The sequence below is a fragment of the Niabella sp. ZPM-14 genome (assembly GCF_055693045.2).
Window position 1 is genome coordinate 3,147,430 of the sequence record NZ_CM181148.1, and the last position, 25,656, is coordinate 3,173,085.

Genomic DNA, 25,656 nt, shown 5'->3' on the forward strand with positions numbered 1-25,656 from the left:
GTATGTCTGATAAGGGTATAAAGCCTTTAATTGAGCGTTTCTTGGCCAATAAAAGTGATTACGTAGAGGCGGAGGAAATCAGTGGGTTTTTAAAGAACGATATAGCGGCTTTGGACGAAATTGATTTTTTTGAAACGCTGCGACCGGAAGAAGTGGTGCGCGTACCAAAGGCTCACAAAAACGCAGTATTATTTAAAGTACTGAAAGGCAAAAGCCGGATCAGGGTTTTGGTATCCCGGACGGCAATTGCAGCAAGCATTGCAGTGTTGCTATTTTTTGGGGTTCAATATATCAATCATCCGGCTGTTCCCGCGGGTCATACCGAAAGCAGTATAACGCACCAGACCATAAGAAATAACACGAAAGGTTTGATGAATTACACACTGCCCGACAGCTCGGACATTGTTCTTATGCCCAATGCGGAAGCGATTTTTAGAAGTGACTTTAACAACAGAAGGCATATTTCGTTGCAATCCGGCAGTGCATATTTTAAGGTATCAGAAAATGTATATAAGCCGTTCATAGTAACTGCTAATGGGATAGATATAACAGTATTGGGTACGGAATTTTGGGTGCAAGACTTTAAGAGTACCGACCAGGTAAGTGTTACTCTTGAAAGAGGAAGCGTGCAGGTGAATGCCGGAGATGGAAGTTTTAAAATGGATACGATCGTTCTACAACCCGGACACACCTGTTTTATTGATAAATCAACAGGTTCCGTATCGGTTTATGCCAGCAAAGTAACCAAGAGTAAAAAGTCTGTTGGCATAAAGGAAAATGAGCAGCCACCAGTTAAAGGGGACGTCGTTTGGACGAATGCAGAAATTCAATTTTATAACACGCCGATGAAAAGTGTACTGAGAGGCATCGAGAATACATATCATGTTAAAATCATTGAAGAGCCGGGCATGGAAAAGACTTATTTAACAGGACGGGTTTTCTTTTCTGATTCTTTAAACACAATTATTAAAACAATTTGTGAGTTGAGCGATATGTCATATGAAAACAAAAACGATACAATATTTCTAAAAAGACGTCATTAAAGAACAGAGCTGTAGGTAGCTGCGAGTTGGAAAACGCCGATGCTTGCCAGTATTCTGCGCGGTCACGGAGGCCATTTGCTGAACTAAAACAAACGGATATGAAAAAAACTGCAATGGGAATTTTTTGTATGATTGTCATGTGCTTATGTGTGACAGACGCTTATTCACAAGCGGTGGATGTAAAAGGGAAAGTGCTTTCTGAAAAAGGAGAGGCGCTACCATCTACAACCATTACCGTTGAAAGTGTGAAAACCGGCGAAAAACAAACCCTTACTTCAGATTCGCTGGGATTGTTCGAGCTAAAAGCACTGCGGGCGGAAAATAAGTATCACCTCTTATTTGAACACGTCGGCTATGAACCGGAATCTATTTACAACTACTCAGTGCTTCAAAACGAAAACAACCTGCTAATGGTTCGCATGAAGGTTATTAAAAACAGCTTGGACGAAGTGGTGGTGGTTGGATATGGAACGCAGAAGAAAGTGTCCATTACAGGTTCCGTCTCAACGATTAATGGTGAAGAGCTAACTACTGTACCTGCGGCAAATACTGCTAATGCACTGGCGGGCAAATTGCCGGGTTTGGTTGTTCGTCAGAGCAGTGGACGGCCCGGAGCAGACGCTCCCAATTTTAATATACGGGGTTTTGGAAGTAATAATAGTTCTGATAACCCACAAAACGAAGGGCCTTTAGTGATAGTAGACGGAGTTCCGAGAGAGTTTACCCAGATTGATCCCAATGAAATTGAAAGTGTCAGCGTTTTAAAAGATGCGGCTGCTGCAGTTTATGGTATACAATCTTCAGCCGGTGTAATTTTGATAACTACTAAGCGAGGAAGAAAGGGGAAGCCTGTAATTTCGCTCAACTCGACCTATTCACTGCAGCAAAACACAGCGCTCTCTAAGTTTGCAAACTTTCAGGAACATTATAGATCATTGGCCTATGGCGATGCCGGAGACCAGGAAGAGGTTATTTCAAATCTTGAAGGCAGAATTACTCCCGAAAGGCTGGAGGCTTTGCAGAACGGATCCGACCCGGGTACCGACTGGATTGGCCTCACCATCAGGGACTACTCTCCCTTTCAGCAACATAACGTAAATGTTAGAGGAGGAAGTGACAATATTCGCTATTTTGGATCGTTGGGCTATTCCAATCAGTCTTCAATATGGAAGTCCGGCGATTTTCCTTTTATTCGCTATAATGCAAGATTGAACCTTGATGCAACGATAAATGAATTCTTGAGCGTAAGTCTTGACTTCGCGTACCGAAAAGAAGAATCAGAAATATATGCCACCGATGGAGAAGGCGATTTTAGCCAAATCGCTTTGTCAGAGCCCGGGTTTCCATCTTCCCTGCCAAACGGTTTTCTTCCGGTTTCCAATTCAACTCTTGCTAACTATAATCCTATAGCTATTACAACCAAAGATATTACAGGCTCTAACGCAACTACGTATGATGTGTTTACCGGTAATTTAGGAGCAAGGTTCAAGTTGCCGTTTTTTACTCAGATAGAATCTTTCCTGAATTTTGGTGTGGATAGAAATTTCAAATTTCAAAAAAATTTTTACAAACCGTTTACTCCGTATTATTATAACGGAGAAAGTTATACCGCCGTGCCACCAACTGCAGATTCAAGGCTTGCCCAGTCGCAAACCAATGGCCAGAGCATCACTACCCAGATTGGCGTAAGGTACAATGAGGATTTTGATAAGCATAGTTTATCCTCTGTCTTTTTAATGGAATCGCGATCCATCAATTCGGCTTTTTTTACGGCAAAACGTACCAGCTTATTGTCAACAAGCATTCCCTACCTTTTTGCCGGAGATCCGGGTACACAGACCAACAACGGCAGCAATTCCAATTTTGGCCGCTTAGGTTATATAGGAAGAGTTAATTATGCTTATGACAATAAATACCTGTTAGAACTTTCCGGCCGGTATGACGGCTCCCCATATTTCCCCAAAGAAACCCGGTTTGGCTTCTTCTCTGGTGTTTCAGCCGGCTGGGTAATTTCGAAAGAGTCTTTCTTTAGTCAGGAGTCTTTCGTACACAACTTAAAGCTTCGTGCGTCTTATGCGCAACTTGGAAATGACAATGCCAACAGTTACGATTATATAGAGGGCTTTGATGTTGTTACAGGCAATGGCGGTTATATTATTAACGGGAAATATAGCGCAGCGCTGCGAACACTGGGCATTCCTAATAAAAGAATTACCTGGCAAAGAAGTAATACTTACAATGTGGGCCTGGACGCTCAGTTTTTCAAAGGAGACCTGGGTGTAGAAGTGGATGTATTTTACAGGAAGAGGTTTAACCTGTTAAGACGGGATGACATTACGCTACCATCCGTAACAGGAGCCGACGTACCCTTGTCTAATATTGAAAGCAGGGATAACCGAGGTTTTGAATTCCTGGTCTATTATAGAGGAGACTTCAAAGACGGTAACTTTAGAACAACGGCTAATATATCATGGAACAGAGAGAGGTATTTGGATTATGTTGAGTCTGAAACATTCGAAAATGCGGATCAGGAACGAATAAACAGACGCTCAGGCCAGTGGGTAAACCGAAGCTTTGGTTATGTTTTTGACGGATTCTTTAATTCGCAGGAAGAGATAGATAATGCTGTTATCGACTACAGCGGCGGGAATGGCAACGGGAGTATAAAACCGGGAGATATACGGTTGAAAGACATCAATGGCGATTCGCTTATAAACTCCAACGATCAGGTGGTAATAGGAAGAGGCGGAACTCCCGAAATTATTTTCGGTTGGAATAACCAAATAAAATGGAAATCTTTCGATCTGGAGTTCTTCTTTCAGGGTGCTGCCAACTTCAACATCGGCCTGTCTGATCTGGCGAGAAACGTGGACACCAGGGTTCCATTGAAGTATGTAGCAAATAATGTCTGGACGCCTGAAAAGGGTAATAGCGCTGAGTTCCCGGCAAGGAGCTCGGGAATTACTAATAAAGGGAACATCGATAAATACTTTTTAAACGGTAGCTATGTGAGGCTTAGAAACCTGGTTTTAGGTTATAGCCTACAAAAAAGCTTTCTTTCAAAAATCGGATTCTCTCAGGCACGATTCACTTTAAGCGGCACCAACCTGTTACTTTTTGATAGATTAGGAATATATGACTTTGACGCCGAAGTAGGCTCGCCGCTCCAATATCCAATTCAGCGCGTATTTAGTATCGGCATGAATTTGTCATTCTAAAAATAGCGGTCGACTAACAAAACAGACACATGAAATGATTATGAAGATTATCGGTAGTTTATACCTCCGTCCAAACGGTGATAACCGATGATAATTTTTATGCAAAATTCCATGTAACAATTGAAAAACGATTTAAAAGTAAGCACATGAAACTTTTTCAATTATCAGTAATAGCAACAACATTTTTATTATCATCCTGCTCAAAAACTTTGGACGTTGGCCCCCTTGATATAATAGGTGGTGACGCCGTTTGGAAAGACGAAAGTTTGATTAACGCATACTTTAGTGGATTATATGACGAAGCGGATCTGATTTATGGCCTGGACGAAACCAACAGCGGTAACTTCCTGGCCCAGTATCATGGAACTACACATTTTGGCGCAGAAGCTACCAATCGCCAAGGTGGACAGATGAGCTTTACTGATGGTAGGCTGGCGGGAGACCAGACCAACATTCCGATTGGCAGCTGGCGTTATGAATACGTCAGAAATATTAATACAGCAATTGAAAATTTGGCCGGGAACGTTGATCTGACAAAAGATTTCATTGAACAGAAGTTAGGAGAGGCTTATTTTTTTAGAGCTCATGTTTATTTTGAAATGGCCAAACGCTACGGAGGCGTTCCAATTGTCGATAAAGTGATTGATGTTACTACAGGAAATACAGAGGAATTCTATGTGCCGAGGAGTACGGAGGCAGAAACTTACGATTTCATTTTGCAGGACTTAAATACGGCTTATAGTTATTTAAAAAATAAGAGTTATTTAAAAACGGCAGTATCTAAATGGAGCGTGCTTGCGCTGAAAAGCCGGTCCATGTTGTATGCAGGTAGCATTGCTGCTAATAACGCTAAGTTGACTGTAAAAGATCCAAACAATCTGGTAGGCATCGACATTTCGCAGGCTAAGAAATATTACACAGCTTCGTTGGAAGCATCTAAAGAAATTATTAATGAAGGGCCATTTCGGATTAAGAAAGACGAAGCTGACCTGACTGCAAATTTTAGAAACCTTTTCATCACAGAAAACAGCGAAATCATTATGATGATGGAATTTTCCGGCTTGGGTGGAAGGTATAATGATTTGGAAGCACTTACTCATCCCCGGGTTAAGGCCTATGAGTATTGGGGAAATATGGTGTCACCCTATTTGGAAAATATCGAAGCGTTCGAATACAGAGACGGAACTCCCGGCAACATGCTGCATGGCACCAATAATACACTCAGAGCGTCCTTCAAGAAGGGGAGCTTTTATTCATTAGACCAACTGTTTGGACAAAAAGATTACAGAATGAAGGCTACCATAGCTATCCCACAAACAGAATATATCGGAGAACCCATTTATTACCATCTTAGTGTAACTGACGTCGGATATGCCAATTCAGCAGGGGTACCCCTAAAGGCCCAAAATCAAAATACCGGCCCCAACAGAGGGCACACAGGGCTGGGACAGCTGAAGTTTTTAACCGGAACGCCTTTTTTGCTAGGGGAAGGCTCTAACGATGTGCCCATTTACAGATTGGGGGAAATCTATTTGAACTTTGCAGAAGCTGCCTTAGGAACAGGTCAGGAAACAGGAAAAGCGTTGATGCTTGTAAATGAAATCCGCAACAGAGCGGGGCTGTTGCCATTAACAGCCTTAACGCTTGATAATATCATTCAGGAGAGGCGGGTAGAGCTAATGTTTGAACACCATCGCTATTGGGACTTAAGAAGATGGAGAATGGCAGAGACAGAATTAAGCAAAAATTATAGCGGCATCGACTGGGTTTGGAATGTAGAGCAAGGCACTTACCAGGTTACTATGAAACAAAATGTAGAACAGTTTAGCCGCTTGTTTAAGCCTCAGCATTATTATTTTCCCATTCCGCAAAATGTAATCAGAGATGACAAGCTTACTCAAAATCCTGGTTATCAGTTTTAGCGGTAAAGCAATCATCATTACAAGCAGGCAGGTATATGCAATGTTCTTACCTGTTCGGCATACAAAACAAGTCGCATGAAGTATATTTTATTCTCGTTCGCTTCCTTAATGGTATTACCATTTTTTGCAAACGCTCAATACGACGATAACAAAAAGCCCAATATTATCGTAGTACTGGTTGATGACCTCGGCGTGTCCGATTTGGGGTATGTTCAAAGTAAATTTTCAACTCCCAATATCGACAGGCTAAAGAAAAACAGCGTGTTTTTCCCGAACGCAAGAGTTACCACACCAACTTGTAGCCCCAGCAGGGCCATTTTGCTAACGGGGAAATCATCGTTAGATCATGGCATAATCAGGCATATTCCCACTACCAGTAAAAAAGATGGCTTTGATGAAAGCGGAGCGACCAGCAAAACTTATAACTATTGGGAGCCGGACCCCGCAAGAGTTCCATCCAAAAACTGGTTAGACCTGACGCAGATTACCTATGCCGAAGAGCTTCAAAAAAGCGGTTATTATAATGTGTTTATCGGCAAATGGCATTTAGGTCATCAGCCTTTTTATCCCACTCACCAGGGGTTTGATGAGCAGCACCTCGTTACGAATGCCGGTGCACCCACGCACTACTACCCGCCGTATTTCAGCAGTTCACAAGATGTGCAATTTGATCTGCCTTATCTTACTGACTCACTAACCTCGCTGGCTTGCAACTTTATCCAAGGATATCATAAGCAACGGCCGTTTCAACTTTCATTATATTATTATAATGTTCATGGCCCCCATCAGGGTCGAAAGGATTTGGTAAAGGACTATTTGGAAAAAGGGCTTTCAAAAATTGATGCTGAGTATGCGGCAATGGTTACTTCAGTAGACGAATCACTAGGGAAAATTATAGAAGTGTTGAAGAAGAGCAAACAATGGGACAATACTGTTTTGTTCTTCGTCGGTGACCAGGGCGGATATTTCAACAACGTACCTTATCGGGGAAGCAAAATGAAAGAAACTCTTTTTGAGGGTGGAGCAAGAGTACCATTCTTTATATACGCCCCCCAGTTTTTTAAAGCAAAAACGATTCAGAAAGCTGTTACTACGAATGACATTTTCCCTACGATTATGGAGTTTGCCGGCAAAAAAAGTGCGCCAAAAAATAAGTATAAAGAAAGCCTCAGTTTATTTCCGTTGATCAAAAGCGGGCGCTTCCCCAACCGGATTATATATTCTTACAGAGCTTACGAATCTTTATATGCAAGCCTGTTGGATAATCAATGGAAATTCCTTGCATACAGAGATGGGCGCACACACCTGTATAATCTGGCAAATGACGTTTCCGAACAACACGATATAAGTAAACAGCATCCCGGTAAAGTAAAGTATTTTATTAAAAAACTTAAACAATGGGAAGCCTCAAAACGGGTTCAACAATACAGCCCGTTTTATAAATATTCGATGGAGAAACTCTGATAGCCGATTGCCCGGCAATAAAAAGCAATAAATGATAAAAATAACAAAAAACAGTGTGAATTATTTTTACACCCAGGAATGTAGAAGCGCAACTTGCCTGAACCAGGCATCGGCGCTTACGCGGACAGGTTTCAGCCAGAAAAAATCAGAGCGAATCCGCCAGCTAAAATACCTGCGAGTGAAAGAAGCTGTCTTATATATACTCTTCACTGCAATGTTTTCATTTGCAAATGCTATGACCCAACCTGTCAGGTGTACCTCTCCCAATAAGAAAGCGACAATCCTTGTAAACTGCGAATCGGACTTGAACTATTCGGTAGTGTTTAATAATGATACCCTGATAACCACCTCTCCAATTAGCTTCTCTTTGAAAACGATAGGCCAGCTTAATAAGTTCAAACTATTGAAAGCTACGTCCTCCGGTGTATTGGACCATTGGACAAGGGCCTGGGGCAAGAAAAAGAAGGTGATCAATCATTTTAACGAGCAAAAAATTGAACTTCAGGAGCGTGTAAGCGGGATTCTGGTAAACCTGTATATCCGCGCTTACGACGATGGCGTGGCGCTTAGGTATGAGTTCGCGGCTCAAAAGGGATTGAGTGGTTTTGAACTTTCGGATGAGAATATTCATTTTGCTTTTTCAAAAAACTACTCCGGCTGGATGGCGGATTACAAAAAATTCCGGTCTCATCAGGAAGATTTTTTCCTGCAGAAAAATCTTTCCGATATTACAAGCAAGCAACTAATAGGGTTGCCCGTGCTGTTGCGAGCCGCAGATGATCGCTACATGGTGATTACAGAAGCTAACCTGACAGATTGGTCAGGTGCGTCTTTGGTAAGGGCCGATACAAAAAATACGCTGGTCACCAAACTCTCCCCTTATTTAGACGACCCCCAGGTTGCTGTAAAAAGAAAGGTGCCGGCAATATCGCCATGGAGAGTAGTGATGCTGTCCGAGAACCTGTCAGGCTTGATTGAGTCCGATCTGATAGCCAACCTCAACGATCCAAGCGAAATAAAAGATATATCATGGATTAAACCTGGTGTTTCTGCCTGGGATTGGTGGTGGAGCAACAAATATGCGCCCTCAGCGAATTTTGAACTGGGTCCTAATCAGGCCACAATGAAATTTTATATCGATTTTGCTGCTGAAATGGGCTGGGAATATCAACTTGTAGATTGGCAATGGTACGGCTCACCATTTGCACCTGATGGTGGTGAGGACGGAAATCCGAAAAGTGACATTACGAAGCCAATAGCTGGTATCAACATTGAAGAACTGGTAAAATATGCTAACAAAAAAGGGGTTAAAATAATTATATGGCTACATTGGTGGCATTTACAAAGGCAAATGGATGAAGCTCTCGCGCTATACGAGAAATGGGGCGTCTCAGGAATAAAAGTTGATTTTATGGCGAGGGAGGATCAGGAAATGGTAAACTTTTATCACGAAGTAGCTAAAAAGGCGGCGAAACACCATCTGCTCGTAAATTTTCACGGCGCGTACAAACCGACAGGCATAAGCCGCACCTATCCCAATCTTATCACCCGCGAAGGCGTTTATGGCAATGAACAAACGAAATGGTCTGACCGGTTAACTCCTGAACATAACGTTACGCTACCTTTCACACGTGGTCTGTTAGGGGAAATGGATTATACACCAGTTGCTTTTCGCAATGTAACGCCAGAGAACTACGCGACTGAAAAAAATACTAAAGATCATTCTCCGGTCGTACAATCAACACGTTGTCACCAACTGGCAATGACAGTAGTTTATGAAAGCGCATTAGGCGTTTTTTGCGATGCACCTGATAATTATAAAAAAGGAACCGGGCTCGACTTTTTAAAATTAGTCCCTACTACCTGGGATGAAACAAAGGTGCTGAATGCCGCTGTGGGCGACTACATTACTATTGCCCGCAGGTCAGGCGCTGATTGGTTTATTGGTAGTATGACTGATAGTTCACAACGAAATTTTGTAATAGACTTACCCTTTTTAGAAAAAGGGAAATATCGCGCAACAATTTGGGAAGATGCAAAAGATGCCGATGTCAATCCTATGCATGCTGTTAAAAAGGAAATGGAAGTAAAAGACGGCGGCCGTATCAATTTGAAATTGGCTAAGGGAGGCGGAGCCGTTGTTTATTTACAAAGAATAAAATAGACCAAAGTTCGCGAGATACCTATATGTCATATAGAGTTAGGGGGTTGATGTGCTTTATAGGAAGCATTTTATTTTGTAACCAGTATCTTCTTAGCATAGGCTACACACTTACTCACTTCTTTCACCGCGTCCGATCCTTCAGGGATTTTATATTCCAGTTCGATGGAAACCGGGATGTCATATTTCTTTTTCTTTAGCAGCAGGAGTATTTCTTTGATCGGGGTATCGCCTTCTCCCCAGGGAAGGTTGGCGGCTCCGCGTTCTTTGGTCTGCCGGTCTTTCATGTGAAAGGAAGTAATGCGATGATGTTTTGCTTCGATGAAAGCCCGTAAAGACGCTTTCGTGTTGGCGCCTCCTGCGGCAATATAATGTCCGCAATCAAGATTGATCGAATTATAGGGCGACTGGCTCAAAGCCAGGTCCCATACGGTATCTGTGGCCTGGGTGTGGTTGTGATAGCCCACATATATTTTGTGCTTCAATGCCAGGTTGCCCAGGCGTTGGGAAAGTTCAGGATCTTTCGGCAGCTCGACGGTGATCGATCGGGCGCCCAGGACCTTCGCCGCTTTCATTACGTATTCAATTTCTGCATCCGTACTTTTCATCGTCAGGGCGTCCGGTTGTTTATAAGCATAGATCTTCACGCCGGCCTTATCGAACATGTTGCGTACCTCTTTGAACCGGTCCATCGAAACAGAAGCTCTCCATTGAGCCAGCTGGTCCTTGTCTTTGGTAGCAGGCTTTCCGGCATACACTTCCACCGCGTCGCCCATGAGCTCAACGGCGCTCAGGCCGCATTCTGTAATGTATTTCAGGATTTGGGCAATGTCGCCCGGCATACTTCGGAAAGAATAGGTGATTGTGCCTATCTGCACGCCACCAAATTTTGACGACGGCTTTGCCTGCCATAAACTATTGGCCCAGCTTTCAGAGCTGGCAAGGAATAAGCCTGCGGAGGCCAAAGACATTTTTGCAAGGAATTCACGGCGGGAGCGGCTACGGTTGGAAGACATAGTAATATCGTTAGATTGAACTTTAAAATTAGGCAAGTCGCAGCGAATTCAGCGTTATTTTTTGATCAGAGTCTTTGTCATTTTACCCATTGATCGATCAGGTCGTTGAGCTCTTCTTCAAGCCCTGTGTCAGGCATGGTTGTACCTGCGCGCCGGTACCAGTATCCCGCGTTAAACTGATCTCCTTCCACCCGGTGCAGGTAAGCGTGTAAGCGGTCAAACTCTTTAGTCCCTTCGCGCGCCTGCGCGACTTCGTGGGCTTCGTCCCACTGACCTTTTGCTGCATACCATAAACCTTTTTGCAACTCACTAAGTGTTGCGGGCGGCGTATTTGTTTCAAGGGATTGGCGAAAAGAGAGGATATCCATCATATGTTATGTTTAGAATGTAAGCGTTTCAATAGTGGCCGCTTCATAAGGAGGGCAAGCTCCTTTTTTGGACGCGACAAAAGCGCCTATTTTGCAGGCAAATTCAAGTGCGGTTTCAGGCGTTTCACCTTTCAAATGCCTGGATAAAAACCCTGCGAGGAAGGAGTCTCCACTGCCGATCGTGTCAGCTACCTGCACCCGGTAGCCTTCGTGATAATAAAACCGGTTGTCATAAAGCAACGCAGCGCCATCCGCGCCTTTAGTGATGATGATCACAGGAACGGAGAACTTTGTGCTTAATAACTGCACTTGCTTTTCGAAGTCTGTTTCGCTGCCATACCAGCCCGCAATCAATGCCAGCTCGTGGTTATTCAACTTCAGGATATCAGCCTTTTTCATCAGGTGCTCTAAAGTCGACTTCTCATAATGGGGCGGACGGAGATTGATATCTACCACGACTTTCTTCGCCGCATTCAGCAGCGAATACAAACTTTGCCGGGCATGTTCGCTTCTGGCTGCCAAACTGCCGCAAACAAAGTAGGAAGCCGCGGACACCTGGTCCAATAAGGCTTCCGGCGCATCAATAAAATCCCAGGCCACGGGCGCCACGATGTCGTATTCCATCTCATTACCTTTTTGTGTGGCGATCACGATACCGGTTTCGTGATCTTTGTCGGTCTGAACCAAAGAAGTGTCAATCTGGTGGCGCTCTAAAAAATGAAGCAGCTCCCGCCCATTCTCATCATTCCCTATTTTGGAGATCAACCCTGCCTCGATGCCCAGCCGGTTCAGGTGATAGCAAACATTCATCGGCGCTCCACCTGGCACTTTTTCGTCAGGCAACACATCCCAAAGTATTTCGCCGAAGCAAATTGTATTCATAGTCTTTAATTGGTATTTACAATGTGAAGTTTATCTTTCCGCAATCAATTTCTTTATCGTTAATTCTATAAAAAAGATTTTGCCCTTTTCCTTTTAAGCCAAGACCAGTACGCAATGTACCACCTACGCCATTGTTAGAAAGAGCTACAACATGAAAACTACTTGATTTTCCTGGAGGAATAGTTCTTTTTAATGAAGATGATCTATGAAGAGATTTATCTAAAAATGATTTTACTGTGAGGCCATAATCAGGCAAAGGTTCTTTATCAATCGTCATGGTGTCAGCAGAAAGAAGCAATTTCATAAAGTTACCCGATGAGGATGGAATCTCGAATGCGTTTAAGGGAAAATCAATTTCCAAGTCAAGAGGATTATTTGTGTCATTGATAACCTGAGTCCAAAACACAGCGTAGACATATTTCTTACCACTGGAATCTGTATAGTTTTGTCCACCTTTTGGGAGACTGTTTTTTATTATTAAGCGTCCGTTGTTTGACTGCCTATATTCATATTTGGTATTGATATATTTTTCGTTGTAGTCCGTTGCCGACTTTTGATCTCGGGCACTTTTTGCCGAGTTTAAAGTTTTCATATTTGCGCTGTCCGGTGTTGATTTACCGCCTTGCTTACAGGAAAAAAAACCTGTTGCTGCTAACATCAATATTATTGTATTTTTTCTCAATTTTAGGTTTGTGCATTCGTTCTTATACTGATATCGGATTTACTCTTATTTGTCCGCCAACTGCTTTTAAAACTTTCATAATAGTTGAAAATTGCGGTTTAGCTCCTTCGGATAGTGCTTTGTACAGGCTTGGCCTACTCATTCCTGTTTCTTCAGCTATTTTGGTCATGCCAATTGCCTTGGCAATATGTCCGATTGCGGCTACAATTTCAGTATCACTTCCTTCTTCCAGAGCCGCATTTAGATATTCAGCAATCATTTCATTACTGTCTAAATAGTCTGCTATATCAAATTTTGAGGTTCCCATTTTTACTTTTTTAGCTTGTTCCAAATTTCTTTCGCCTTTTCTATGTCTTTCTGTTGAGTGGCCTTATCTCCGCCAATTAGCAGAAGGATAATTTTTTCGCCAGTTTCTTTGAAGTAAATTCTGTAGCCTTTAGCATAGTCGATTTTCAATTCGCTAATTCCGTTTCCAACCGATTTACAATCTCCAAAATGTTCTTCGTTTTCCAATTTTTGAAGCCTAAACAAAATTTTTGCTTTTGCTCTCAAGTCAATCAACTTCTTAAACCATTTGTCAAATTCTGTGGTTTTTTCAATAAAGTACATTCTTTAAATTGTATTCATTTGGATACAAAAATATATAAATGTTTCGAGTTAGAAAGCTTTGTTTTTAGGGTTTTGCTCCTCCGAACATTGGCCGAAGGCAAACTTTTGTTTGTAATCAAAAAGATGATCATTTGTGTTAAAATCTATTAGCCCCTTTTCTTAAATCCATTCGTCGATTAGTTTTAAATCATCGTTACTGATCTTGATCTGCATCGCCCTGGCGTTTTCTGTTGCCTGCTGCGCATTGCGTGCACCGGCTAAAGCAGCTGCTACAGCAGGTTGGTGGAACGTCCAGGCCAATACTAACTGCGCGATCGTAGCGTCGTATTTTTTCGCCAGGTCCGCCAGGTGATCCGTTAATTTCTTCACCTTATCAAAATCGAATTTTTTGAAATAGTTATTACGGTGATCGTCAGCTGGCAGGGAAGACATGTTTTCATATTTGCCGGTCAACAGGCCCCGCTCCATCGGGCTATAGGCAATGATGGAAAGATCATGTTGCTGAGCATAAGGCACCACTTCAGATTCAATGTCTCTTTTCAGCATACTGTAAGGCACCTGGTTGCTTTGAAGCTTTACGGTTTGTTCCGCTTCTTTCAACTGCGCCGCATTGTAATTACACACGCCTATGGCTCTCACCTTTCCGTTCTGCAACATTTTTTCCATCGCCCTCATTGTTTCGTCAATAGGTGTAGTAGTGTCCGGCCAATGCAACTGGATCAGGTCGATATAATCTGTCCCCAGTCTTTTCAGACTGGCTTCCACATCTCTCAATGCCGTCTCGTATCCACCGTAGCGGTAGATCTTTTTGGGGTTACCGGCATTATCTTTTCCTTCGAAAGCAAAGTCACCTTTCTCCATATCCCACACCATCCCAAACTTGGTGAGGATCTGGACCTTGCTGCGGTCGTAACCTTTGATCGCTTTGCCCACCAGCTCTTCACTGTAGCCAAAGCCATAAACCGGCGCAGTGTCGATAGAAGTGACGCCGTTGCCGATATAAGCCTGAATGGCCGCTATGGAATCTTTTTCTTCGTTCCCGCCCCACATGAAGCCACCAATGGCCCATGCGCCCATTGTAATAGGGGTTATTTCCACGTTGCTGCTACCTAATTTTCTTTTCATATGTACGTAATTTTTTTATGATCCCGGCTAATAAATATAGGGCCCGCCCGGATGACCAGTCGGACGGGCATCGGTATTGCGTCGCACAGCGTCATCTTTAGTACTGCTATCAACCTACATAAACGATGATTACCAATTAGCAAGTTGACGGTCGATAAGAAACCACAATGCCATTTAACAAGATTAAACTTTTAAGCCCTCAAACTTCAAACCATTATCATATCAACTTTTGAACCCTCGTCTGTCTCTATTATTTTGAGTCAGACGGAGACCGTCAGACCTCGTCAACTTTTCAACTTATAAAACCCTTAAACTTTTCAACTGTTCCCTATCTTCGCCAGACAATTAACCATAAAATAAGTAGAATGCAGCCTAAATACAAAAGGATTTTGTTAAAACTTTCGGGTGAGTCTTTAATGGGCAACAAAAACTTCGGTATGGATGCCGATGTGATTACCCAATATGCCAACGAAATACAAGCCATTGTAGACCTGGGCGTGCAGGTGGCCATTGTAATTGGCGGAGGAAATATCTATCGCGGCATGAACGAAGCGCAAACCGGTATTGAGCGGGCGCATGGCGATTACATGGGCATGCTGGCCACCGTGATCAACGGTATGGCTTTGCAAGCCGGGCTCGAAAAAGCCGGGATGTTTACCCGCCTGCAAAGCGCTATTAATATGGAGCAGATTGCGGAACCTTATATCCGTCGCCGTGCCATCAGGCATCTGGAAAAAGAGCGTGTCGTGATCTTTGGTGCCGGTACGGGTAACCCCTATTTCACAACCGATACCGCCGGCTCGTTAAGGGCTATTGAGATCAATGCAGATGTGATCCTGAAAGGCACGCGCGTTGACGGCGTGTATACGGCAGACCCCGAAAAAGACGCTACAGCCACGCGTTACAGAACCGTCTCTTACCAGGAATGCCTTACTAACAATCTCCGTATCATGGATATGACGGCGTTTACCCTTTGCATGGAGAATCATTTGCCGATCATTGTCTTTGATATGAACAAAGAAGGAAATCTTGCCAAAGTGGTGTTAGGCGAAGATGTGGGCACGTTAATTAGTTAATGGTCCATGGCTGATAGCTGATGGCTCATTGTTGAAAATGCTGCACTTCGTTACGATCATTATATAAATTACGATCCCTGCGTTATGAACATTGCTGACATACGTATTCAATACGCACAGAAAAGTTTATTGGAAGCTGAAGCTTTGCCTGATGCCATTGATCAGTTTGGTCAATGGTGGCAGGAGGCCCTGAACGCAGCGTTTACGGAAGTCAATGCGATGACCCTTGCAACGGCAGATTCGGAGGGCAACCCCGACGCCCGGATCGTCTTATTGAAGAACTTTTCAAAAGAAGGGTTCACCTTTTTCACTAACTACGAAAGTCAAAAGGGACAAGAGCTGGCGCAAAATCCCAAAGCCTGCCTGGTCTTTTTCTGGAAGGAGGTTGAAAGGCAGGTGCGCGTCACCGGCAAGGTTTCGAAGACCAGCCGGGAAGAAAGCGAGGCCTACTTTTTTTCAAGGCCGGTGGGCAGCCAGTTAGGCGCCTGGGCTTCGCCCCAAAGCTCAGTGCTGGAAAACCGCGAGCAACTCGCTGAAAAACTGGCAGCACTAAAAGACAGCCTGGATGCAGGCAACCCCATCGGTAAGCCGCCTTATTGGGGCGGATACATTGTAAAGCCCATCGCCATTGAATTCTGGCAGGGGAGGCCCAACCGCCTTCATGACAGGCTGCGATATACTTTGCAGGCTGATCAGAGCTGGAAGATAGAGCGTTTAGCACCTTAAAGAGTTTAGCTGATAAGTTGATAGGATAAGGCTATGGCCATTCTCGCCTAAGTTCCTTACTGGAAAATTTCCCGATCTCGTAAGTATAATTTCCCGATCCGGCATCTCTTCATTCCGGGGAAATCTAATTTTTGCAGGAAAAAGTTTCTTATGGCCTGTGATTTTCAGTCCCTGTATTACGGAGAAGATGGATATGTGGTGCGTTGCAAGCAATGCGGCCACTACCAGGTAGCGTTCATTTCGACCATGCTCACGTTGAATGAAGCCGATTTCTTTGTCTTTTGCAAGCAAGTAAACTATAAGGCGGCGCAATCCTATTCGAATGTGAATCATGACTCAAAGATCATCATGATCGCCACCCCTTCGACCGATGTACAGCTGATACTGACCCCTTCAGAACTATGCCGCCTTCAGAAAACGCTCGAGGAAGCCGACACCGAGATCAAAGCGCAGGCAATGCTATGCCTATTTAAATAAGAAAAATCGCAGCATCAAAATCTACGACCTGCTATTAAGCCGCAGTCAGCCCAAATACAGCGCGTTCATAAGAAGCGACAACCTGGTTCTGTATTGGGGATTCCCATTGTTCTGGAAGAGAAAAGCAGATTAAGTCGCTATGTGCCCGTTAACAGAGCGGTAATGCGTTGCTACCCTTGAGCGAAAAAATAAATATTACCCGAGGGACACTTATCAATCCTGACATATCGCTGTTCCACAAAAAGAGCCTGTATCAACGATCGGGCAATAGGTTAAACTATTACCAGGCCGTATTGATACAGGCTCGTATAAATTTTTTTTGCAGACCGCGGATGAGCGCGCAACTGCTTAGTTAGCTGCTTCTTCTTTTTTGGCCGCTAATTTTTTCTTCACTTCAGGAGAAATCGCAGGGCGGCTTTTGCCGTAAGATCCTTTAAAACGTTTTCCTTTCGCGGTTTTTTTATCGCCTCTTCCCATAATTGAAATTTTTTGCAAAAGTACTAAAAAAAGGGGATATAGGCCATAAAAACGGCCCGGGTCCTAAACTTTCAGGATTCGCTCTTCCCGGGGGCGTGGATATTATCGGAGAGGTTGGGTATGGCCGTCTCCGCTACAGGCTGCGTAACCGGCATGCGTGTATCCGGCCGGTATTAGGCATAAAAAAATGCCCTGCAATGCTGCCGGGCATTATAGAATAGGATTGTCTACTGTTAGATTTTAGAAGAAAGCTCTTTACCAGCTTTGAACTTGGCAACTTTTTTAGCTTTGATTTTAATAACAGCGCCTGTTTGTGGGTTACGACCGTTGCGGGCAGCCCTTTTAGTAACAGAAAAAGTACCAAAGCCAACCAAAGTTACTTTATCGCCTTTTTTCAAAGTTTTAGTAACGGCTTCTACGAAAGAGTCTAAAGTGGCGTTAGCCTGTGTTTTAGTAATACCGGCATCTTTGGCAAGCTTTTCAATTAATTCTGCTTTGTTCATAGTAAAATTTTTAATGAGTTTATTTGGAAAACAAATTTAGAAGCTTTTGCATCATACGAGCAAAATATTTTGTTATAATTCATTTTATGAAATCTTCTAAAAGGCAGATGCAGCAAGCGTTTGCGCAAATCGGAGCGAGCAGCATTCACTGGATTATTTTTGTCGGTTTCTCTGAAACCCGCTCCAGTAAAGGCTTTCAGCGCTTTTTCTCGCAAATACAGTCCTGTAGGGCCTTTTAGAGTAATATAGCATTTTTTTGGAAACGGCAAAGAGCAAAAAAAATCTTTTGCACATTCAATTCACAACTTCCATAACGGTCCGGAATGCGATGAATTGATTGCCCCATTGGTCGATTGTTTCCTGCCGGAGCGCGGTAGAAAAGCGGGCCAGGTACTGTTCGTAATCCGCTTCGCTGGCCGCATGATACTGGACAGCGTAGGTGGGCCCTTCGGCGTCATCTACCCCTTTCAGGCGGAGGATCGTCGCTTTAAAAAAGCAGCCGGTTGCCAGTACGGCCGGGATATGATGTTCTTTCATCCAGGACAGCCAGTCGGACTGGATGGCCTGCGACACTTTTGTGGTGACGTTGTAGATGAGGAAGGTGGGCTGTTCCATCAGGGATTTAATTTTAAGTAGATAGGGCAGTGGTCGCTGTGTTTCACGTCCGGAAAAATCTCAGCATCGGCCACTTTACTTTTTAACGGATCTGTGACGGTGATATAGTCGATACGCCAGCCTTTATTATTCAGGCGGACACTGGGGAACCGCTGGCTCCACCAGCTATACCGGTGGGCAGCTTCGGGGTGAATGATCCGGAAAGTGTCGTTGTAACCTTCGCTGACAAACTTGTCCATCCACGCGCGTTCTTCCGGCAAAAATCCGGATGACTTTTTGTTGCCTTTGGGGTCGTGGATATCGATCTCTTTATGAGCGATATTATAATCCCCGCAAATGATCAGTTTCTGATGCTTCTTTTTTAATTCATTCAGGTAAACAAAGAATTCATCCAGCCACATGTATTTAAAGGCTTGTCTGACATCACCACTGGTGCCGGACGGGAAGTAGGCGTTGATCAAACGGATGTCTCCAAAATCCAACTGGATCACCCTTCCTTCATCATCGCTGACCTGGTGGCCTGTTCCATATTCCACATGGTCCGGTTGTATTTTTGTGAAAACCGCCACGCCACTGTATCCTTTTTTCTGAGCAGAAAACCAGTAGTCCTGGTATCCGAGCTCATGAAGGGCGGCGCAATCGATATTGTCTTTTTCTGCTTTTGTTTCCTGCAGGCAGATGATATCTGCAGGATCGGTTTTTAACCAGTCTATAAATCCCTTTTTAATGGCAGCACGTATCCCGTTGACGTTATAACTGATTATTCGCATGGTCTTGTCATTAAGTGAAGCAACAAAAATAAGATGTTGCTTCGTTATCGTTTTAAATTTATATTCGCCTTAATGGTGGGCAGGCCCTGGTCTGTCCTAATCGCTAATTGGATTTTATATATGCAAGAAAAAAAGAAAAAGGCGGAACAGATTGCTGAACCTATCATACCCGCGAAAGAGCACGTGTACCTGGACGGACCCAAGAGCAGGGGATATGAGTTTATCTTTTTGTTTAAAGTGGCCTGGGAGTTTTTAAAGGGCTTTAGAAACCTGCATTTCATGGGGCCTTGTGTTACTGTCTTCGGTTCGGCAAGATTCAAGGATGATCATATTTATTATAAGAAGGCCGTCGAGTTTGGCCAACGTATTGCGGGTACCGGATTCACAACTATGACCGGGGGCGGCCCCGGCATTATGGAAGCGGCAAACCGCGGCGCTTTTGAAGCCGGCGGACAATCGGTGGGCTGTAATATTAAGTTGCCCTTTGAACAGCATTATAATAAGTACCTCACTAAGGCCGTCACCTTTGAGCATTTTTTTATAAGAAAGACTTTGCTGATAAAATACAGTTATGCTTTTATCATCATGCCGGGAGGCTTCGGAACAATGGATGAATTTTTTGAGACATTAACCTTGGTGCAAACCAAGACCATTACGCAGTTCCCGATCGTATTATTCGGAAAAGATTTTTATGCAGATCTGATGGTGGCGATAGAGGATATGGCTGAAAAAGGAACGATCTCGCGGGAAGACCTGGACCTGGTGTTGCTCACGGATGATATCGACGAAGCTATGTCCCACATCAGCAAGTACATTACTTCTAATTACAAGATCAAGCGACGTCGACGTATTCCGTGGTTTTTCGAAAAAAAATAATCCTGTTCGGGATGGCAATGAGGGTGCGTCGTTTCCAAAGATCTACAACGTATCAGGAATTTTTATAGTTTCCTGATGAAGGAAAAGAGATGGACGCCCATCTCTTTTCCGGATTTTATTTAAATGAATAGCCGATTCTCAGGTGGACGTTGCCAGCTACCTGTCCTCTATTTTTGAACTGTTCTGCGTTTTTCCCAAAAAAGTATCCGTAGCCGATTCCGGCACCCACTTCATAGTTAAACTTACCTTTTACCCTTCTGATTCCCCAGGAAGGTATCACAAATAAATCCTGGTAAGGCGTGACGTTTTTGTCCTTAGAAATAACGAACCAGTCAGGGTGGTAGCCTGTGTACAACGAAAAGAAATTAGCGCTGTTTTTCGCCACGCTTTTTTGTCTTTCTGCTCTCTTCTCGATATTATAATAAAACCGGGGCTCCAGGCTGATGACCGGAATCAGCCCTGCTGCAAACCCCAGGTCCTTAGAACGCCTGGCGTCCCAAAAGGCGGCATCCAGGCCTATCTCACTTCTGAGCGCCCATTTATTGCCAATTCTGGATTCATTATGTAGCCACAGGCCAAGAACTCCGGTTTGAAGGCCCCAGGTAGACTTTTCGACCTGTGGCGTGGCTGTTTGCGAGAAGGCTTGAAAAAGCGGAAAAAGGGATAAGAGTAGTAATGTTACTTGTTTTGTCATAATAAGTTTTAATTGTTTACTAAAATGCTTCACAGCGTTTCGAAACGGATGCATTGATTTAAACGAGGCCTCGTTTTGGTTTCGGAACACAAAAGTAGGGGTAATGAAATGATCCGGTTTTTTGATAAAGTAGAGATTTATTGATGTTTTTTTGCGTTTTCTCTAAAACTTCAACTAGACAAACGGTTGCGCTTGAATAAAAATCAAAAACTGATGCTAATCAAGAAATATATTATAAACTTTTAAATTTATTAATTTTTTAATATTGTAATTAATTGTAAATTAAACATTTATGAGTAATATTAGCTGGTTATCGTGCGCTGGAGCGCCTAACCTGTGTGGTACTGAAGGGGTTAGCGGTTTACGCAGTAAGAAAGTCAGGATGGACTGGCCGCGTTGATGCGTGAGTGAAGCGGATGTGGGTTTGTTATTGATTCGGCTTCAGAAAAGCCGGGAATCGTTTTGCTATTTAAAATATAAACGGATAGCCTATGCCCACCTGTAATTGGCTGCCTTTGAAAAACGGGTAGGCAAAAAATTTGTTCTGATAGGCAGCATTTGGTCCGTCGGGGCTGGGATCTTTTACTTTATAAGCATAATCAAGGCGGATCACGAAAAAGCTGAAGTCCACCCGCAGGCCGACGCCCGACCCGATGGCCAGGTCTGTACCCAGCCTGGAAATGTTAAACCGCTCCTCTGGTCTGCCGGCTTCCTGTTTGAGAAACCAGATATTACCAATATCGGTGAACGCGGCTCCGTTGATGGGAATGCCCGCTACGTTAAATAAAGGCATGCGGTATTCTATGTTGGCTTCGAGTTGCACATCTCCAAAGCGATCGGGAACGATCTCCTCACCTTCTATCGAAGGGTCATTGTCAAAGTATTTAATAGCGGAACCAGGGCCTAATCTTCTTAGCTGCCAGGCCCGCATACTGTTGGGGCCGCCGCTGTAGTATTGCTTAAAGAACGGCAATTGCGCGCGCTTCAGCGGGTTGGCAGTGGCGTCCAACTCATAACCTATGCCGCCGAAGCCGCGTAGTACCAATCCGCTTTTGCTGCTTAACTTGATCAGTTTGGCATACTCTGCGTCAAACTTGACAAAGCGATACAGTTGTTCGTCGAGGAAACTGTTTTGGACCAACCCGGTGAGCAGGCCCGAAGCCTCAAGGTTCATCCTGATCACGTTGATATTTCTTTTGTTAGCGCTGTTCCAGGGCATGGAAAAATTGGCGATAACAGAAGTGATCAGACCATCAGAAAACAGATTTTGTATCGAAGGGTTTTCTTTAATCAGCGTTTCAAGGCTGTCTCGCTTGCGGATATAAGAATATTCAATATTCGGGATCTTCACACCGAGATTGAAGCTGCGGTTGGATATCGCATAATCTCGCGCACGCCAGAGAAATTCGTAGCCCCAGGAAGTATTGAAACTGGTAAGGTTAAAAAGAAACCTTCTTTCCGTATTGGCGGCATTGAAACTGAGGATGGATTGAATATTACCCCGGAAAGACTCTCTGAAATTATTCATGCCTGGAAATACATACCTTGGAAAGATCAGCGAATTGCTGAGGCTCAGCTGTTGCGTTTGAATCAGCTGGTTCGAATTGAAGCCGCCGAGTTCCACGCCATATCTCACGTTGGTGTTTAATAAATTGGCGCTCCGCAAAAAGTTCCGGTTTTGCAGTCCCAGGTTCATACCCAATCCGACAAAGTTTCCGCTGATCACGCTTTGGCTGAAACTGCCTTCAAAGTTCGTGGTGAAATTATATTTTGGCGCCGGCGTCAGTCGCATTACAAAATCAACGGTGTCCGAAGCTTCACGGGGAATTTGCGCGATGTCTACCAATCTCCAGGTGCCCAGGTTGTTAAATCGGTTGAGCGTTCTCAGGTAACGGTTCTGCCGATACAACTCGCCGCGGGTGAGATAAATATATTGCGGGAATATCTTGGGTTTAAACTTATTCGAATGCTGTACCACGGTCACATTCCGGATCGTTTCCGACCGTTGCTGCCGATTGGTAGTATCCATGCGGGTATCTGGATAGACCGTGACATTTCCTACATAGAATTTTCGGAGATTGTTAGAGTCTTCGCCGCTTTTACGCCTGATCTCCAGGTCTGCTGTTGGATTTTCCTGGCGTTCCCGGAGCTTTTGGAATTGGCTCATTTGTTCTAACGGGTCTAATGTAGGTTCCAGAAGGTCAAAATCCAGCGTGTCCCAAAGACCGTACAGGTTACCGCGGGAGAATAAAAGATACCCGTTGTTGCGATACAATTCCACCAGCCGGTCCAGTTCTGCTGAAATAGGCGCCTGAGCAAAAGGATCTCCCTTTCTGATCAACGCATCTTTTTCGCTGCTGTCTGCCAGCGTCTGAAGCCTGTCGTTCTGCATGGTGTAAGCAAGCGAATCAATACGGGTTACCGGTCCGGGCCATACATTGAAATTAATGAAGGCTCTTTGCTGATCTCCCACCTTTTTAATGCTCGTGGTATAATTGATAGAATCATTGAAATATCCTTCGGCAGCAAGGTAGTTATTCATAAACTCGGCTGACTTGTTGATCAGCGCCGTATCCAGCGGCTGCGGGTTCTTTAAAACTTCCCAGAATACTTTGTCAAGTTTCCTCGCCGCGATGCTGTCATCCAGCTGTTCATACAAACCTCCTTCCAGTCTTGCTGCTTCATCGTTCTTCAGGCCTTTTTGTTTCACGTCGATTTTTGTTTCGAAAATATAAGGCGCATTTTTGGGTTCGTTTCTCACGATAGTGAAAAGGGTGCAGGAGGAAAAAACGAATACCATTATAACTGGTAAGAGAAGAAGCGGCGTATTTTTGTATGATCGAACGTTTTTATGCAATTGATTGATTTATCTTAACAGGATGCTTACAAAATCTGAGGTCAAATATATTCAAAGTTTAAGCCAAAAAAAATTTCGGGACAGCGAAGGACTGTTTGTGATCGAAGGACCAAAGATCGTGGAAGAGGCCCTGATCTCGCAACACCTGAAAATTAAGAACCTATATGGTTTGCAAGAGTGGATCAGCGGGCACGCGCCTGTGATAAAAGGTCTGGCGGTTGTATCCGTTTCTGAAATGGAGCTATCCAGGATTTCGCAACTGAAAACCCCCAACCAGGTAGTTGCTGTTGTCCATATTCCGCAGATCAAAAACACAAATTCGGATGACCAGTTGATCCTGGCGCTGGATGGGATCCAGGATCCGGGTAATTTGGGAACGATCGTCCGCATCGCAGATTGGTTCAACATCAGGCAGATTATATGCAGCAGTGACTGCGCCGATGCCTATAATACAAAAGTGGTGCAGGCTTCTATGGGAAGTATTTTCAGGGTCAGCATAGTATATACAGATCTGTCTGATTGGATGGATGAGCATACAGACCTCGTTTTCTACGGAGCCGCGCTCGATGGCATGCCGCTTAAAAGCTATCGACCCGTGCAAAAAGGGGTATTGGTGATTGGCAACGAGTCAAAAGGGATACGAAGTGAAGTCATGAAAAGAATTCACCAAAGAATAACGATCGAGAAATGGGGCGCGGCTGAATCGCTAAATGCCGCGGTAGCTACAGGTATCATCTTGTCGCACCTGAAATAGAAGTTGGTCGAGGCAATAGAAACCAGGAGGGTCGGGCAGAGCTGTTTGTAGTTGCAAGTTGTTAATGACTACTACCTGAAGTGTATCGCCTTGACAGGTTGTATTTTTTTAACGATGTAAGAGGGGATGAGCAACACCAGCATGCAGATCAGGAAGGTGATGCCGCAAATGGCAATTACCTCTCCGGCGGTTATTTGCACCGCTGCCCTGTCCATATAATAAGCTTCTTCATCCAGTTTAATGAAACCGGTTTTGATTTGTGCATAGAGGATCGCCAGGCCGATGGCCGCGCCGGTCAAAATGCCGCGCAGTGCAATGATCAGGCTGTGTCGCAGAAATATCTTTTGAACCATCCAGTCAGATGCTCCGATCGCTTTCAGAACACCCACCATTCTCATCCGTTCCAAGACCAGTATGATCAGACAGGTGATCAGGTTGATCACGGCCACGACGATCATGATGCCGATCAATACGTTGCGGGTAGTGTCCTGCATATTCAACCAGTCAAAAATATTCGGAATATAATCTTTGATATTCTGCACGCTCCAATCCTCGTCAAAACCCGGTAGTGCAGACAGTTGCTGCGTAGCTGCATCGACATATTTATAATCAGTCAACACCACTTCATAACCACCGATCTGGTTGTCCTGCCAATCGTTGAGACGTCTTATCAGCTGAATATCGCCAACAGCAAAAGAGTTGTCAAAATCGCCTACACCGGTTTTAAAGATGCCGCGTACTGTCAGCCGGTCAGGTCGCTTGGAGCCGTCCGGCCGGATAAAATAGATCAGGACCCGGTCGTTCAGTTTCAGGTTTAATTCACGCGCCGTTTTCTGGGAGATCATGATGTCCCGGCTGTAGGTGCTGTCGTTAAAACGGATAAAAGTTCCTTCTACCATGAACTCCTTAAGGTTGGCCGCATCATATTGCCTGTCAAGGCCTTTCACCAGTAGTCCCTGCAGGTCGTCTTTCGTTTTGAGAATGGCATACCGGGTAGCAAACGGATAGATGGCTTTTACATAAGGCAGGGCCTTGATCTCATGAACGATCTCCGAATTCTGTATGATAGGAATTTCTTCAGAGATCAGCGAAGAATAAGGCAATGCCTCCTGTACCCGCACATGTCCCCAGAAGCTGAACACTTTTTCACTGACCTTTTTCTGAAAACCGTTAGCAAACGCCAGCGTCAAAATCATGGCTGCTACGCTGATGACAGTTGCAACGATCGAAAGCCTGATGATGAACCGGGAGAAAGATCTGTTCCGGTTGAATGCGATCCGATTGGCTATGAATGCTGAAAAGTTAATGGTTGAAAAGTTGACAGGATAGGTAAATAGGGAG

25 protein-coding genes are annotated in these 25,656 nt (G+C 44.1%); 11 read left to right on the forward strand and 14 right to left on the reverse strand.

The genetic code is table 11. The features are described 5' to 3' along the window. The first annotated feature begins 2 nt into the window (after nucleotides 1-2). From ACU37H_RS13365 to ACU37H_RS13385, 5 genes are all read left to right on the forward strand, one after another. The gene (locus ACU37H_RS13365; RefSeq protein ID WP_472703617.1) at nucleotides 3-1,043 is read left to right on the forward strand and encodes a FecR family protein; all 1,041 of its coding nucleotides are present in this window, start codon (nucleotides 3-5) and stop codon (nucleotides 1,041-1,043) included. Nucleotides 1,044-1,141: 98 nt separating this feature from the next. Beyond that, nucleotides 1,142-4,261 (forward strand): SusC/RagA family TonB-linked outer membrane protein, encoded by a 3,120-nt coding sequence (locus ACU37H_RS13370; RefSeq protein WP_472703615.1) that lies wholly within the window; start codon nucleotides 1,142-1,144, stop codon nucleotides 4,259-4,261. A 146-nt stretch (nucleotides 4,262-4,407) separates the two neighbouring features. Then, a complete protein-coding gene (locus tag ACU37H_RS13375) occupies nucleotides 4,408-6,183 on the forward strand; it encodes a RagB/SusD family nutrient uptake outer membrane protein (RefSeq protein ID WP_472703613.1) in 1,776 nt (591 codons plus the stop codon). 75 nt (nucleotides 6,184-6,258) lie between these two features. Further along, nucleotides 6,259-7,647, forward strand: coding sequence for a sulfatase-like hydrolase/transferase (locus ACU37H_RS13380; RefSeq protein ID WP_472703611.1), 1,389 nt, complete (start codon nucleotides 6,259-6,261; stop codon nucleotides 7,645-7,647). Between the two features lie 235 nt (nucleotides 7,648-7,882). Next, nucleotides 7,883-9,811 carry a glycoside hydrolase family 97 protein gene (locus ACU37H_RS13385; protein ID WP_494407610.1) on the forward strand — a complete coding sequence of 643 codons (1,929 nt, stop codon included), beginning with the start codon at nucleotides 7,883-7,885 and terminating at the stop codon, nucleotides 9,809-9,811. 68 nt (nucleotides 9,812-9,879) lie between these two features. Here the strand turns inward: ACU37H_RS13385 and ACU37H_RS13390 are convergent, their stop codons facing one another. The 7 genes from ACU37H_RS13390 to ACU37H_RS13420 all read right to left on the reverse strand — a co-directional run bounded on the left by ACU37H_RS13390 (nucleotide 9,880) and on the right by ACU37H_RS13420 (nucleotide 14,490). Further along, nucleotides 9,880-10,824, reverse strand: a complete 945-nt coding sequence (locus tag ACU37H_RS13390) for a sugar phosphate isomerase/epimerase family protein (protein WP_472703608.1) — start codon at nucleotides 10,822-10,824, stop codon at nucleotides 9,880-9,882. Between the two features lie 77 nt (nucleotides 10,825-10,901). Beyond that, complete coding sequence (locus tag ACU37H_RS13395) at nucleotides 10,902-11,195, reverse strand: hypothetical protein (RefSeq protein ID WP_472703606.1); 294 nt, start codon at nucleotides 11,193-11,195, stop codon at nucleotides 10,902-10,904. 9 nt (nucleotides 11,196-11,204) lie between these two features. Further along, on the reverse strand, nucleotides 11,205-12,074 hold the full coding sequence (locus ACU37H_RS13400; RefSeq protein ID WP_472703604.1) for a carbohydrate kinase family protein: 870 nt from the start codon (nucleotides 12,072-12,074) through the stop codon (nucleotides 11,205-11,207). A gap of 16 nt (nucleotides 12,075-12,090) precedes the next feature. Next, on the reverse strand, nucleotides 12,091-12,732 hold the full coding sequence (locus ACU37H_RS13405) for a hypothetical protein (RefSeq protein ID WP_472703602.1): 642 nt from the start codon (nucleotides 12,730-12,732) through the stop codon (nucleotides 12,091-12,093). 46 nt (nucleotides 12,733-12,778) lie between these two features. After that, a complete protein-coding gene (locus ACU37H_RS13410) occupies nucleotides 12,779-13,087 on the reverse strand; it encodes an addiction module antidote protein (protein ID WP_472703600.1) in 309 nt (102 codons plus the stop codon). After that, the gene (locus ACU37H_RS13415; RefSeq protein WP_472703599.1) at nucleotides 13,066-13,365 is read right to left on the reverse strand and encodes a type II toxin-antitoxin system RelE/ParE family toxin; all 300 of its coding nucleotides are present in this window, start codon (nucleotides 13,363-13,365) and stop codon (nucleotides 13,066-13,068) included. Before ACU37H_RS13415 ends, ACU37H_RS13410 begins: the two co-directional genes overlap by 22 nt. A gap of 159 nt (nucleotides 13,366-13,524) precedes the next feature. Then, the gene (locus ACU37H_RS13420; protein WP_472703598.1) at nucleotides 13,525-14,490 is read right to left on the reverse strand and encodes an aldo/keto reductase; all 966 of its coding nucleotides are present in this window, start codon (nucleotides 14,488-14,490) and stop codon (nucleotides 13,525-13,527) included. A gap of 365 nt (nucleotides 14,491-14,855) precedes the next feature. On the opposite strand from ACU37H_RS13420, the gene pyrH reads away from it, so the two are divergent. From pyrH to ACU37H_RS13435, 3 genes are all read left to right on the forward strand, one after another. Next, nucleotides 14,856-15,566, forward strand: coding sequence for a UMP kinase (gene pyrH, locus ACU37H_RS13425; RefSeq protein WP_472703597.1), 711 nt, complete (start codon nucleotides 14,856-14,858; stop codon nucleotides 15,564-15,566). An 84-nt stretch (nucleotides 15,567-15,650) separates the two neighbouring features. Then, nucleotides 15,651-16,292, forward strand: coding sequence for a pyridoxamine 5'-phosphate oxidase (gene pdxH, locus ACU37H_RS13430; RefSeq protein ID WP_472703596.1), 642 nt, complete (start codon nucleotides 15,651-15,653; stop codon nucleotides 16,290-16,292). 150 nt (nucleotides 16,293-16,442) lie between these two features. Continuing rightward, nucleotides 16,443-16,769: a DUF6686 family protein gene (locus ACU37H_RS13435; protein WP_472703595.1), complete on the forward strand. Its 327-nt coding sequence runs from the start codon at nucleotides 16,443-16,445 to the stop codon at nucleotides 16,767-16,769. 348 nt (nucleotides 16,770-17,117) lie between these two features. Here ACU37H_RS13435 and ACU37H_RS13440 read toward each other — a convergent pair whose 3' ends face one another. The 4 genes from ACU37H_RS13440 to ACU37H_RS13455 form a co-directional block, all read right to left on the reverse strand. Further along, entirely contained in the window at nucleotides 17,118-17,246 is a 129-nt protein-coding gene (locus ACU37H_RS13440; RefSeq protein WP_472703594.1) for a 30S ribosomal protein THX, read from the reverse strand. Nucleotides 17,247-17,479: 233 nt separating this feature from the next. Continuing rightward, nucleotides 17,480-17,749 (reverse strand): HU family DNA-binding protein, encoded by a 270-nt coding sequence (locus tag ACU37H_RS13445; protein WP_240832765.1) that lies wholly within the window; start codon nucleotides 17,747-17,749, stop codon nucleotides 17,480-17,482. Between the two features lie 294 nt (nucleotides 17,750-18,043). Further along, nucleotides 18,044-18,364 carry a DUF4286 family protein gene (locus ACU37H_RS13450; protein ID WP_472703593.1) on the reverse strand — a complete coding sequence of 107 codons (321 nt, stop codon included), beginning with the start codon at nucleotides 18,362-18,364 and terminating at the stop codon, nucleotides 18,044-18,046. Further along, entirely contained in the window at nucleotides 18,364-19,134 is a 771-nt protein-coding gene (locus tag ACU37H_RS13455; RefSeq protein ID WP_472703592.1) for an exodeoxyribonuclease III, read from the reverse strand. The genes ACU37H_RS13450 and ACU37H_RS13455 overlap by 1 nt, the downstream gene beginning before the upstream one ends. Before the next feature lie 120 nt (nucleotides 19,135-19,254). Here ACU37H_RS13455 and ACU37H_RS13460 point away from each other — a divergent pair, with 120 nt between their 5' ends. Beyond that, complete coding sequence (locus tag ACU37H_RS13460; protein WP_472703591.1) at nucleotides 19,255-20,010, forward strand: LOG family protein; 756 nt, start codon at nucleotides 19,255-19,257, stop codon at nucleotides 20,008-20,010. Between the two features lie 115 nt (nucleotides 20,011-20,125). Here ACU37H_RS13460 and ACU37H_RS13465 read toward each other — a convergent pair whose 3' ends face one another. Beyond that, nucleotides 20,126-20,704, reverse strand: coding sequence for a hypothetical protein (locus ACU37H_RS13465; protein ID WP_472703590.1), 579 nt, complete (start codon nucleotides 20,702-20,704; stop codon nucleotides 20,126-20,128). Nucleotides 20,705-21,173: 469 nt separating this feature from the next. After that, nucleotides 21,174-23,504 (reverse strand): translocation and assembly module lipoprotein TamL, encoded by a 2,331-nt coding sequence (tamL, locus tag ACU37H_RS13470; protein ID WP_472703589.1) that lies wholly within the window; start codon nucleotides 23,502-23,504, stop codon nucleotides 21,174-21,176. A gap of 79 nt (nucleotides 23,505-23,583) precedes the next feature. On the opposite strand from tamL, the gene ACU37H_RS13475 reads away from it, so the two are divergent. Further along, nucleotides 23,584-24,315: a TrmH family RNA methyltransferase gene (locus tag ACU37H_RS13475; RefSeq protein ID WP_472703588.1), complete on the forward strand. Its 732-nt coding sequence runs from the start codon at nucleotides 23,584-23,586 to the stop codon at nucleotides 24,313-24,315. Nucleotides 24,316-24,386: 71 nt separating this feature from the next. Here the strand turns inward: ACU37H_RS13475 and ACU37H_RS13480 are convergent, their stop codons facing one another. Next, a complete protein-coding gene (locus ACU37H_RS13480; RefSeq protein ID WP_472703587.1) occupies nucleotides 24,387-25,511 on the reverse strand; it encodes an ABC transporter permease in 1,125 nt (374 codons plus the stop codon). On the opposite strand from ACU37H_RS13480, the gene ACU37H_RS13485 reads away from it, so the two are divergent. Next, on the forward strand, nucleotides 25,510-25,644 hold the full coding sequence (locus tag ACU37H_RS13485) for a hypothetical protein (RefSeq protein WP_472703586.1): 135 nt from the start codon (nucleotides 25,510-25,512) through the stop codon (nucleotides 25,642-25,644). The genes ACU37H_RS13480 and ACU37H_RS13485 overlap by 2 nt on opposite strands. Nucleotides 25,645-25,656: the final 12 nt, after the last annotated feature.